Origin of the sequence: Acidithiobacillus sp., from assembly GCF_023255755.1 — a bacterium.
Classification (GTDB): domain Bacteria; phylum Pseudomonadota; class Gammaproteobacteria; order Acidithiobacillales; family Acidithiobacillaceae; genus Acidithiobacillus.
This window is the reverse complement of the sequence record NZ_JAGDVS010000066.1, coordinates 24,708-36,800: the sequence shown is the minus strand read 5'-3', so window position 1 is coordinate 36,800 and position 12,093 is coordinate 24,708. Positions and strand designations below refer to the sequence as shown.

Annotated in this window: 11 protein-coding genes; all 11 read left to right on the top strand. The window is 49.1% G+C overall.

Features of this window, described 5'->3' with window-relative positions:
- The first annotated feature begins 73 nt into the window (after window positions 1-73).
- Window positions 74-385: a zinc ribbon domain-containing protein gene (locus tag Q0C48_RS14650; protein ID WP_366937003.1), complete on the top strand. Its 312-nt coding sequence runs from the start codon at window positions 74-76 to the stop codon at window positions 383-385.
- Window positions 386-779: 394 nt separating this feature from the next.
- Window positions 780-2,126 carry an ABC transporter substrate-binding protein gene (locus tag Q0C48_RS04645; RefSeq protein ID WP_291522021.1) on the top strand — a complete coding sequence of 449 codons (1,347 nt, stop codon included), beginning with the start codon at window positions 780-782 and terminating at the stop codon, window positions 2,124-2,126.
- A gap of 100 nt (window positions 2,127-2,226) precedes the next feature.
- Window positions 2,227-3,114 carry an ABC transporter permease gene (locus Q0C48_RS04640; protein ID WP_291522019.1) on the top strand — a complete coding sequence of 296 codons (888 nt, stop codon included), beginning with the start codon at window positions 2,227-2,229 and terminating at the stop codon, window positions 3,112-3,114.
- A gap of 28 nt (window positions 3,115-3,142) precedes the next feature.
- A complete protein-coding gene (locus Q0C48_RS04635) occupies window positions 3,143-3,907 on the top strand; it encodes an ABC transporter ATP-binding protein (protein WP_291522017.1) in 765 nt (254 codons plus the stop codon).
- 29 nt (window positions 3,908-3,936) lie between these two features.
- Entirely contained in the window at window positions 3,937-5,319 is a 1,383-nt protein-coding gene (locus Q0C48_RS04630) for an OprD family outer membrane porin (RefSeq protein ID WP_291522015.1), read from the top strand.
- Between the two features lie 1,009 nt (window positions 5,320-6,328).
- Window positions 6,329-7,033, top strand: coding sequence for a MotA/TolQ/ExbB proton channel family protein (locus Q0C48_RS04625; RefSeq protein WP_291522013.1), 705 nt, complete (start codon window positions 6,329-6,331; stop codon window positions 7,031-7,033).
- Window positions 7,034-7,081: 48 nt separating this feature from the next.
- A complete protein-coding gene (locus tag Q0C48_RS04620; RefSeq protein WP_291522011.1) occupies window positions 7,082-7,480 on the top strand; it encodes a biopolymer transporter ExbD in 399 nt (132 codons plus the stop codon).
- A 102-nt stretch (window positions 7,481-7,582) separates the two neighbouring features.
- The gene (locus Q0C48_RS04615) at window positions 7,583-8,329 is read left to right on the top strand and encodes a TonB family protein (protein WP_291522009.1); all 747 of its coding nucleotides are present in this window, start codon (window positions 7,583-7,585) and stop codon (window positions 8,327-8,329) included.
- Window positions 8,330-8,354: 25 nt separating this feature from the next.
- On the top strand, window positions 8,355-9,785 hold the full coding sequence (locus Q0C48_RS04610) for a cytosine permease (RefSeq protein ID WP_291522007.1): 1,431 nt from the start codon (window positions 8,355-8,357) through the stop codon (window positions 9,783-9,785).
- Window positions 9,766-10,995 carry an amidohydrolase family protein gene (locus tag Q0C48_RS04605; protein ID WP_291522005.1) on the top strand — a complete coding sequence of 410 codons (1,230 nt, stop codon included), beginning with the start codon at window positions 9,766-9,768 and terminating at the stop codon, window positions 10,993-10,995. The genes Q0C48_RS04610 and Q0C48_RS04605 overlap by 20 nt, the downstream gene beginning before the upstream one ends.
- A gap of 59 nt (window positions 10,996-11,054) precedes the next feature.
- The gene (locus Q0C48_RS04600) at window positions 11,055-12,086 is read left to right on the top strand and encodes an adenosine deaminase (RefSeq protein ID WP_291522003.1); all 1,032 of its coding nucleotides are present in this window, start codon (window positions 11,055-11,057) and stop codon (window positions 12,084-12,086) included.
- Window positions 12,087-12,093 lie beyond the last annotated feature (7 nt).

The window sequence follows — 12,093 nt, the reverse complement described above, 5'->3', positions numbered from 1 at the left end:
CGCCCGGCAGAGTCAGAATCGCTTGCTGGAAAGGATCTCCAGTCAGTGGCTGGATCTGGTGGCGCCATAACGGATGACAAGAGGTATCAACGAAAAGATGAAGGCATTATCGACGTTCGCTAAATATATTGCGACCCATATGCATGACGAGAGAAATCGCTGTCAAAGTTGCGGAATGCCCATGAGATTCGACAAAAATAAATTAACTTCCAGTATATATTGTTCATATTGTCATGACGGCACATCTTTTGTTGAGCAAGATATTACCTTGCAAGATATGAAACGTAAGATAAGAAAAGTACTATCGAAAAGAAAAGTAAACAGCCTTGTTAAGCTGTATTTGATCGCGCGTCTGAGCACATTGAAGAGATGGAGATCTGCTTGACGGTAATTAAAAGTACTTCAAATATGTGCTGTATTATCTAAGCTATCCGGATCGGACCTTCTCAGAGGAAAAGCTGCCCGGATTTTAAGGCGCAGCATAACTCCTCATCTTGTTGGCACGGCAACTTCAAGGCTCGTGGAATTTACGTCATAACTGACACGGGTCGCCGCGTCTTTTATCGAGAACATCATCGAAGTTTAAATTGCACCATGCCGATGCACCGCCTTGAAGCGCCACGCACAATCATGGTGCGTCTGCACGGTCTGTGAAGCAATTCTAATGATTACATCCTCCTGTTCTATCAATGTTTTATGGAAATCTAAGAATTGGTAAGGCTGGCATACTGATTGCATAGCATATAGGTACAGGTTCCCATATGCTGGAGGTTCACCCCATGTTACGCTTATCTCTCTGTGCGATTACAGCAATTTCAGTGATTGCGGCAGCGCCCGCCTTCTCTAAAACGATAACAATAAGCATTGGTTATCAGTCCATGTGTACAGATACATATCCAGCCGGAACAGTATTAAAGGGTCTGGGATTGCTGCAAAAATATCTACCGCATACGGGAAAATATGCAGGCGTTAAATATCGTATAATCTGGCGGGACTACAGTTCGGGCGCGCCTATAACAAACATGATGATGGCCGGTAAGCTTGATTTCGGAACAATGGGCGATTACCCGTTGGTGGTAAACGGCTCAAAATTTCAACAAACATCAACAAAAAAATCTTATTTGATTACCATGACGGGCTACAATCTGGATGGTGCGGGGAATGGTATAGTCGTGCCGACCAAGTCCAATATAACCGACGTTAAGCAATTGGAAGGCCAAACAATTTCGACTCCGATCGGGAGTTCATCGTGGGGAATGCTCTACGAAATGGCGGCTGATAACCATATACCGTTCTCATCTTTTCATGTCGTGAATCAAAGTCCGATGGCCGGTATTGCGGCTATTACCGCGGGGAAAATAGCCGCGCATGCAGATTTCTGCCCGATTTCCGAGTATGTGGAATATAAGAAAGTTGGCCGAATGATATACAACGGCATGGCTACGAATGTTCCATACCTTCATGGTGCAGTAGTAACCGCATCGTTTGCGGATAAATATCCTGCTATTGTCGTTGCATACGATAAGGCAGTAATCGATGCAGATCAATGGATATCGAATAATCCATACCAAGCAAGCAAAATGATCGCGAAGTGGACGATGATGCCAAAAGAGGTCCTCTACTTATATTTTAGTCACGGAGGGTATCTTACTCTGGACCCGGAAATTACGCAAAAATGGATAAAAACGCTACAGTATGATCACCAGATTTTGGCTAAAAATGCAAGTATACCGCCCCTGAATTTTAACGAGTGGGTGAATCCAAAATATCAGGAAACCGCTTACAAACAACTAGGATTGAAATACGGTGCAGCGAATAAAGTGGTTTATAATCCTAAGGAGAATGTCGACCTCCCTCCTGAGATTTGGGTTCAGGGCAGTGGAATACAGAAATATAGCTCAGTGGGATCTATGCTGATGGCTGCAAAAGCGGATATCAAGGCGCATAAGAAGATTGATGCTACTTATGTATATGATCATACGACTGGACTTAAGCTGTTTGGCAACTATGCATACTATGTAAAAATCGGTAATAATTATACGGCCTATATGACGGTGGCGAGTGCAAAAAGTAACGCACATGGCACGCCTGTCTATAGCTACAAGCAGATTATTTCTGCGACATAATCATCTCAAACATAAGGCCGCAGTAATATGGCGACAATATTCTGACTATCGAGCTTGTTGATGGTTGTCGCCCTAACCGTTGATGGGGCATGTGAGGGCTATGATGATTGCGTCAGATAGGAAACAAGATCGGAAAACTCGGGAGCGTGATAAGTATGCGAAGAAAAAATCATCGCTGGCCAATAAATATGGATTGGATTACATGATCAGATTCCTATTTATCGGAAGGCGTTCAGTGCGCGCTTTTATTATTCCGTTGCTGTCAATTGTGTTGGGTCTTTTGGTATGGCAATGGCTAACTCAGACTCATGCGGATGTGATTCTCGACTTTTCAAATATTCCATCGCCATTGCATGTCTACAAGTCTTTTCTAAATGTTGTTGTTACCAAGGCCTACTGGAAAGACATCTACTGGAGCCTTTATCGAATAGCTTTGGCGTTCACTATAGGATCCATTGTTGGTGTTTCCATCGGTGTTGCATTGGGTTATAGCACAGTGCTTCGACTTATAGTTGCCCCGTATATTGAGATCATGCGACCAATTCCAGCAATTGCATGGGTTCCCATGGCGATTCTTCTGTGGCCAACAACAGAGCAAAGTATTGTATTTATAACCTTTCTTGGTGCGGTATTTCCAATTGTTCTGAATACCTGGGATGGGGTAAAACGAGTACCCGTTGAATTGGTCAAGGCAGCAAGGTCGCTGGGTGCAAATCGGATAAGCGTTTTATTTCACGTGGTGGTTCCCTACGCGATTCCCAACATAACTGTTGGAATGGCATTGGGGATGGGGGCGGCGTGGTTTGCGCTTCTGGCTGGGGAAATGATCAGTGGAAGATATGGGATAGGATATTTCACATGGGAATCATATCAATTGATTCAATATGGAAATATTATTGTCGGGATGCTTACCATTGGTATTCTTAGTTCCATTACATCCGGGGCGATATATCTTCTTAAGCGTAAGATTGTCCCTTGGTCTGAATAAGCTACAGGCGCGTAATGAGGTTATCATCATGAAAGATATTGGGCATATTGAAATTCAACGTGTGTGTTTGGGATATAAATCTGGCTTGGATACCAAGACGGTAATACAAGATCTATCATTAACGCTTGACGCTGGATCATTCACGTCTTTTATTGGGGCGTCCGGTTGTGGGAAAAGTACACTATTAAATGCAATCGGAGGGCATTACAAACCATTATCAGGCAGTATCATTCTTGATGGAGTTGAGATAACAACTCCGGGTGCCGATCTTGGCATAGTTTTTCAACAGCACACGCTTTTTCCGTGGAAAACCGTTAAGGAGAATGTGCGATTTGGACCTATGCGACGGGGTGCAGGGAGGGCTGCAGCAGACAAGCTTGCGGATGAGTATATCGATCTCGTTGGGCTCTCAGGCTACGAAAGTTATTATCCAAAAATGCTTTCGGGCGGAATGCAGCATCGTGCCGAGATAGCACGTGCTCTTGCCAATAAGCCTGCCGTATTATTGATGGATGAACCGTTTGGCGCGTTAGATGCGCAAATGAGAGCATCATTGCAGGATAGTTTATCGTCTATATGGGAGAACACTCATGTCACGATTGTATTTGTTACCCATGATGTCAATGAAGCAATTCGTCTCAGTCAACGGGTCGTTATTATATCGCGGCGATCTGGCTCTATTTCCGCGATTATTGAAACCAATAGGGATCATGATGAGCCCATAGAGCAGTACATGCAGAGTAGGCGGACGCAAGAGCTTAAAAAGCGCTGTCTTGAAATGCTCCCTGCTTAGAGATGCCGAAGGTAGTCTGGATGAGATATTTGCGCGATACTAAAAGGATCAATGGAATGAACAAAATACTATTTTCAGCCGTCTTGTTTGTGTCGACATCATATCCTGTGATAGTCGCGGCGGACACGCTAACTCAATTCTTCCAAAAAAGCAAAATATCTGGTCAGGTACGATCATATTATTTCAGTCGTCTTTATGGGGCAGCGAGCGTCCCCAATCAGGATTCTTTTGCTATCGGCGGCCTGCTGAATATCAAAACCGCACCATTTCTTGGCGGTTTTGGTGTGGGTGTCAGTTTTTATACCGCCAATGATCTTGGAACACACGGATATTCTCCGTCGACGGTGGATACCACCATGATGGGATTAACACCATCGTTGAATGCGCTTGGTCAAGCGTATATTCAGTATGCTAAGCCAGAAAATCTGCTTGTGCGTGCGGGGGATCAAATCATTAACACTCCGTGGATGAATAATTCTGATGCACGTATTTTGCCAGCCACCTATCAGGCTTTATTCGCGCAATATAGTCCCCTCCCGGGAGTGAAACTGGAGGCGCTGAGAGAATTCCGCTGGAAAAGTCGTACCTCTCAAAATTATTACAAAGACAATCTATATTATGGTACGGGATATAGTGGAGACCCCATTTATGGGGGGGTCCAAAAGCTGCCAAGTTCTGCTCCCCAGGCGCAGGGCACGGTGGCTTTTGGTGCCAGTACCGCCATGGTGGGTGCCAAGGCTCAGGTGTGGTATTACGACTTCTACCATTTTGCGAAAATGTTTTATGGTTCAGCATCATACACGCTCAAGACGGCCACGGGAATTGATCCTTTTGTGGGGGCGCAATTTGTTCGCGAGTGGGAAAATAATAGTTTGCTGAATAGCAGAACGGGTGCGCAGCCTGTGGATAATATCATGGGCAATACAGTGAATGGTAGTGCCTGGGGTGTTCAGGTCGGTGCCAACTTTGACATTGTGCCCACTATATTGGGGAAAGGCCAATTAACCTGGTCATACAATGAGATCGTTCCCCATGTCGGTGCTATTGGTGGAGGTGCCGTCGTCTCACCCTATACCATCGGATATGCGACGGATCCTTTGTATACCACTTCGATGATTCGTGGACTAGTAGAAATGGGGCCTGGTGATGGTTGGAAAGTGAAGTGGATACAAAATATTCTCCACAAGCAATTTCTGTGGATAGCGGATTTTGCGCGTTATCATACGTACTACAGTGGTAACAGCAATGATGTGTACGTGGACCTTACCTATTTCCCTGGTGGTATGTTTAAAGGTTTTTCTATTCGGGATCGAATGGAAGTTGCGAACGGAGGATTGGTGCATGATGCTCCACTTAACCCAGGTAACAAGACTTTTGTTTATAATAGAGTGATGCTGACTTACCTGTTTTAACCGTACACGTAGAGTCGTGGGGAGTCTGCACTACAACTTGACCTAAACCGAGGGTGAACTCTGCGCTTCAGCGGAACTGAGAGCGGTTTAAGAGGCCACCGGGTCTGGGATAGAGATTGTAACCCGGTTTCCTATATCGCGTGATTTAGTATGTAGAGCGACGGTATGTTGAGTGTGTGGTCCGGTGGTTGACATTCGCTTATTTTGCGTTGTAAGTCAGTTACATTAGGGATTAGTTATGTCACATCATAATGCCTTCAGTAATCCCAAAAAATACAAAATCGTCTCGGTTAACATCTTGTCAAACAGGTGATCCCAGCTTTTATTTTCGATAGCCTGTATGATGGCTATAGCCAGTCCCCAATATGTCTGGGCACTTTTCACAAGGCCATTGCTCGCTCGATTTGGGGTAAGTCATGCAGCGTTGCAAATTACATTTACCTTCTTAGTCATGATTCAAACTTTTTTCTCCGCATCGCTGCACGCGCTGAAGTGTCGTAGCCAGCGCTCGCGTATGTCTTGGCGGTGTTTCTGACGGATCGTGATTCAAATACTTTCCTCCCGTAGCGTCGGCACATCCCTACCCATCGCAAAGGTTCGCGTCATGAGCCGGGGTAGGAGCCGCATGCGCTAAATCCGCTCGTACGGAGCTGTGCGGGGGGCAGTAGGTAACTGCTGTCTCTACCGCGACCATCTGTATATTTCCGCAACGTGCCTCCGAACGTTTCGGACCGTTGCGTTTTTGGAACCTATACCACACAAAAAAAGAACTTTATCGAATCCAATGATATGCCCATCATTGGGTGGAAGAAATTTTCGGGTGGATTCAAGCGGTCGCACCGTTATGGTGCAAAACTGCATTGTCTGCACTAAAAGACAGGTTGCCGGCCTGTTGGCTTTTAATAACTTTATGATTTTATTGATGGGCACGTCTAGCAAGTACCAATGGCATATTTTCTGCTCAGTCTACGCTGGATAATTTTGTTAATCACCTTGTGCTGGAGTTTATATGATCTCGTTCAGTTATCTCGTACATCTTGCCAACTATTCAGATGGTGTTCTGTACATCTTGATGCTCCTTTTCGTGGTTGAGCTTGCTGTGATTTTCGATCGGGGCTGGTATCTTCGTAACGCCATCAGCAAAGGTAAGAAAATCCTTTGGGGAATATCCGCCCGCGGCAAGTTGCGGCGCCCTGATCTGGAAGATCTGGTGGTTTTGTCTAAGGGGCTTCCCGAAGAAGCTCTGCTGGGTGTAGCGCTCCGGCATTTCAATTTGATTCATCACTACGGCAGCGCTCGTGGTGAAGCCTTCGCGAACCGTTTGGATGAAGCTATTTTCCTGACGACGCCAAGCCTGGATAAGCGCCTTTGGATATTGGACACCATTGTCACCCTGGCGCCCCTTCTGGGTCTGTTCGGAACTATTCTCGGCATGTTCCACGCGTTCTCCATCCTTGCAGTGCCTGGTCATAATCCTACTTCCGTTACTGGCGGTGTCGCGGATGCGCTGATTGCCACCGCGTCTGGACTTTTTATCGCCATGATCGGCTTACTGAGTTTTAACGCATTCAACAACGCTATCGAGAAAACCATTTTCCAGCTTGAGTCGTTGAAAGTGGTGCTCATGAACCGCTTGGATGGCGCGCCCGTGGTGTTAGAGGAGACGGCGGTCAACGCCCCGTCATCGGCTACGGCGTCTGAAATGACCGCATGATGTTTCGGAAGATTTTTTCATTTTGCCAGGCAAAGTAAGGAGTAAAACATGTTACCCCAACGCCGGCCCCGCAAAAAAGGGCGTGTCGAAATCATCCCGATGATTGACGTTATGCTGTTCCTGCTGGTTTTTTTCATCATGATTACTTTGCAGATGATTACGGATAAGGGATTAAAGCTGGACTTACCCACATCCAGTGAGACGAGAGAACTGCCGCATCCGCATTTCGTGCTCAATATCGTGAAGGATGGCGGTGTTGTGGTGAAGGGCCAAAAAATGAGCCTGCCTCAACTGCAGGGTTTCCTCGCGGGCGATGGCGATGCTAAACACACGCAGGTGACGATAGCGGCCGATAAAATGGTGCCGTTTAAAGATTTTGTGCATGTGATGGATGCTTGTCAAAAAGCGGGTGTAACCAGTATTGGTATTGCGGCGAAGCCCGCGTGAGTAGTTGCGTCTTTACTTGGGGAAAAGTGAGCGAATGCCAAACGTACAGTTGGCGAGCGCGACAGTGCTCGAAAATGGGAATAAATTTATATGACTACCACGATGCCTAGGGCCACAGATTATTCACTCATGCCGGAGCCGAAGGAACGCCATTTTAAGTATGCCGTGGGCGGTGCCGTGGCGGTTGAAGTCCTGCTCGTGCTCGGCTTGGTCTGGTACGGACACAACAGGCCTCCGGTAAATGCCGTTAAGCCCAAGGATCACGTCATTGCGGTACAAATGGTGACCTTGCCGCAACCACCGCCGAAGGTCGTACCCAAGCCTCTAACGAAACCGGTTCCTCCCAAACCGGTAGTGCATCATGTGACGCCGCCGCCGCCCCGTCCGCACCCGAAGGTGGTGATTCCGCCGAAACCGGCACCGACGCCGCCGGTGCCGCCGGTTAAGACCGCCACGCCACCAACGCCGACTCCTAAATCGGTAGTGACGCCCGCGCCTAAGCCGCTAGTGACGCCACCTCCTGCCCCGCCGCCCATGTCGACCCAACAGACGGCCTCGTTGATGGGGCGTTATGTCGGGCTGTTGCGGCCAATGATTCAGCAGAATCTGCATGTGCCTGCAGAGTTAAGAGCAATGGGGCTGAGCGGCAAGGCGACCGTTGAGTTCGAGATCTCACCTGCGGGTCAGTTGCTCTGGGCAAAAATTATCAAACCTAGTCCCCTGAGTGCGGTAAATCGTGCGGCACTTGCAGCAGTAAAGGAGGGTGGCTTCCCACCATTTCTGAAAAAGATGCCTAAGCAGAATACGGTTTTTCAAATCGACGTTGAAGTGGGTGCCGGATCAAGTTAGCGTTTATGCGTGGGAGAAAAAAGTGATGGGTGACAGGCATTCGATTAGTGCCACGACAGAGGCAGAGCGCACGAGTTCAGCGCCGCGGGTCGCTTTGATCTGGCTGGCGGCGACCATGACTGCCTCTAGCTTGCCGGTCGGGGTCTTGATCGCCCAGTTGTTTCCTTTGGCGCCATTTCTGTGGGTCGTGCTGCTGGCTTCTGCACTGTTTGTCGCCGTGGGTATCATCAGTATACCGGGATTTATCTACGGTATTCCGACTATGGCGGTTTCTGGGCGCGTTTTTGGCAAGCCGGTCAATAAACTGATTTCTTTGAGTAACTGGATGTCCCAATTGGGTTGGCAGGCCGTGGTGTTAGTACTCGTGGTGTATATCCTCCGCAGTGTTTTCGACAGTTACGGTTTGTTACCGATAAATACCAGTATTTATTATGCGCTGGTATTGGCTGTGTTGGCTAATTTTGTGGTGCCCATTATCGGATATAAAGCCATCGTTACGGCGCAGACGGCGGGGGCGCTATTTCTCGCGCTGTTTGCGATAGCCATACTGGTATATCTGCATGGTGGGCAGGCTCTTTCGATGACGCCCGCCGTAGGCCATTTTGACGGAATCCAAACCCTGGGTGGAACTTCATTAGCGCTCATGGGCGGTGCGTTCTCATGGACGATGTTTGCTTCGGATTATTCGCGGTATGTGCGGCGTGACACGAGCCTGGCCGGAATGGCGTTATGGCCCAGCCTCGGCGGATTTGCAGGTGGTGGCCTCATTCTCGCGTTAGCCATTACGCTGTATGTGCATGGTGGTATCCAGGTAGGACCCGCTGGAATAAGCATAACGGCGACCGGACTGGGCACTTCGGCACTGTATTTGGGTTTTTGCACTTTTGCGATATTAGGGTTGTTGGCATCCAATTTCCTGAACTCCTACAGCTCTGCTTTCAGCCTCGCGGTGGTAGTGGGCAAGGATCTGAACCGTAAGAAGTTTACAGCTTTGGATGCGGTGCTGGCAACGCTGGTCGGTATCTACATGCTTTTTGTGGCGCCGTCATTCTGGGATTCTTTTCAGACTTTTCTGGATTTGCTGATTATTGTCGCGGCGCCGTGGACCGGTGTGATGATCACCTACGTGTTGTGGGATGTGCTCCCGGAAGCGCGCGGAGGGTTGAGCAGGCTGTTACATAGGCGTGCTAATGTCTGGGTTTTCGTTATCGGGGTCGCGGTTACCGTATTTTTCTCAAATAATCCACTTTGGGAGGGATATGGAGCGCATCTATTGCATGGTACAGACATATCACCATTGGTGGGTGTTGCGACGACGATTGTGGCATCAATACTCTACCGAGTTTTGTTTTGTCACCATACGGCCACTGACGAGCAGGGGCAGGCGAGCGCGTTATCCAAACTGGTTGTCAGTAAGATTATACAGATGGGTACAGATGATGGAAAAAATATTTAGGGCGTCGATACTCAACCCGATAGATGCGAATACCTGGATATTTTATCAGGATGGTGCTTTAGGTGTCGATCAGGGCCGTATTGTGCGTATGGGTGATTTCACTACGATGCTGAATCAGATCGACGCCGATATGGAAGTAGAGGATTTGTATGGTGTTATCGTTCCAGGCTTTGTCGATGTCCATTTGCATTGGGTGCAACATCGTGTTAGGGGACGTTTCTCTGGCGAACTCTTGACTTGGCTGCGAGAGTATATCTGGCCGGAAGAGGCGCGCTATGTGGATACCGATTTCGCCAGGGCTGCGGCGGCGCAATTCTATGCCGATGTATTGCGTGCGGGGACCGTGATGGGCATGAGCTATTCCAGCCCGCATGCCGAGGCCACGCAGATTGCGCTGACGTCGATGCGTGGCGATTGGGTCATTGGTAATGTCCTGATGGCGATTCATGCGCCCCATGCATTGACTGATTACAGCTTGCATGATCCTGACGCGTTGCGTGCATTTATGCGCCAAACGGATATTACACACTATGCACTGACACCCCGTTTTGCACCGAATCTGACGGCAGCATCGCTAAAGGCATTGGGGCAGATTGCCGCCGAGAGTCCATGTTTAATCCAGACGCATCTCGCCGAATCGGTCGCGGAGCTGCAATGGGTTAAAGAGCTGTTCCCCGACGCTGCGCACTATACTGAGGTGTATGACCGCGCGGGTCTTCTGACGCCCCGGACGATATTAGGCCACTGTATTGAAATGCGTGACGAGGAATGGCGCTGTCTTCGGGCACGCGGCTCCTGGGTGGCGCATTGTCCTACCAGTAATGAGGCGCTGGGCAACCGACGCATGCCCTTAGAGCAAGTACGTGCTTACAACATTCCCTTTGCGCTGGCGAGTGACATAGGCGGTGGTCCCAGTCATAGCATGCTGCATGTCATGCAGCGATTTCTGGGAACACATCGGGAAGCGGGTGTTCCTGTTGCGCCGCAGGAGGCCTTGTATCGTTCTACCAAGGCGGGGGCTGAATGTATGGGCAGAGGATCCGTCGGCGGTGATTTGACGGCGGGAAAACGTGCCGATTTTGTGCTCTTGCCGCAGAAGCCTGCAGTGGATTCTGTAGAGCACTGGTTTGAGGAATGCTTAAGTGGTAAGTCGGCCGATCTGGAACAGCGTCCGCTGGGGACCTGGCTCAGCGGTGCACGGGTGGCCTAAGCGATGTATATGCATAGCCTTATAAAACATACGGAGCAACACCTTTTATGGAAAGTACGATGAACAGTAAAGGAATACTGGCAGATTTTGTGGAGGATCTGCCCAAGGTAGAGCTGCATTTGCATATTGAGGGTACTCTGGAGCCTGAATTACTCATCGCGCTGGCCCAGCGTAACGGCGTGGATATTCCCTATAAGACGATAGAGGCGGCACGGGCGGCGTATCAATTTGAGGATCTGCAAAGTTTTCTGAATGTCTATTATCTGGGGGCGTCCGTATTGCGGGAAGAGCGGGACTTTTATGAACTGACCCTGGCCTATATGTCCCGCTGTAAAGCCCAGCAGATTCGTCATACGGAACTGTTTTTTGATCCGCAGACGCATCTTGCCAATGGTGTGGCATTGGCGGCGGTGATGGGCGGCATCAACGCCGCCTTGCGGGACGCCGAGCGTGACTGGCATATATCCAGCGCACTGATTCTTTGCTTTGAGCGGGATCGCGACCCGCAACCCGCGGTGGCGCTGTTGGAGCATGCTTGTGCTTTGGGGGGTATCGCCGGCATTGGTCTCGACTCCGCTGAAATGGGCAATCCCCCAGAAAAGTTTCAGAAGGTGTTTAAGGTGGCCAAGTCCATGGGCCTGCATCGTGTTGCCCATGCCGGAGAGGAGGGGCCGCCCGCCTATATCTGGCAGGCACTGGATGTGCTTGATGTCGAGCGCATAGATCACGGGGTGCGCTGTTTGGAGGATCCGGCACTGGTGCGTCGCCTGGTGGATGACCGGATCCCGCTGACGGTCTGCCCATTCTCCAACGTCGCGCTCAAAGTGTTTAGCCGGTTATCTGAACATAATCTGGGCCGATTGTTGAAAGCAGGTTTGTTGGCGACGATTCATTCGGATGACCCGGCGTATTTCGGTGGATACCTGAGTGAAAACATTATTGGGACACTTTCCAGTCTGGATTTAACAGCGGAGGACGCATTACTTCTTGAGCGTAATGCTGTTGAAGCGGCTTTTTGTACGGACCAACGAAAGCAATCCCTACGCAGGGATCTGGATCAGTACGGTGCATCCCAGCGGAACCTATTATGAAAAACTC